The organism is Dellaglioa sp. CoH-55-MRSF-7 (genome assembly GCF_056782235.1).
Map to the genome: position 1 here is coordinate 1 of NZ_JBXAYI010000155.1, position 275 is coordinate 275.

The following is a 275-nucleotide window of genomic DNA, read 5'->3' on the forward strand; positions in this document are numbered from 1 at the left end:
GGGTAGTTGTGGACACTTCTTTATTTACATGGACTGAGTGGCACGCTCAAACTTGGGACGCCACGCCTTGATCGCGTGCGTGAGACGCGAGCGCTGCATTTCCTTACCCATCAGCGTGAACATCTCAGCGTTCTCAAGGAACGCGTGTGAGCGATCCACGTACTGGGTGGGATGACAGCCTGCGGTTTCGTAGAAGAGACCGGTGGCGACGTGCTGACCCGGGTCCGAATACACCATCATCAGGTCCGCATCGCGGATCGACTTCTCCAGTAGCG

At 57.1% G+C, this 275-nt stretch carries 1 protein-coding gene; it reads right to left on the reverse strand.

The window, feature by feature from the left end; all coding sequences use genetic code 11:
• Nucleotides 1–24: 24 nt before the first annotated feature.
• Nucleotides 25–275 (reverse strand): hypothetical protein (locus AC1RPU_RS08225; protein WP_392340247.1); only part of this gene is annotated, 251 nt, incomplete at its 5' end.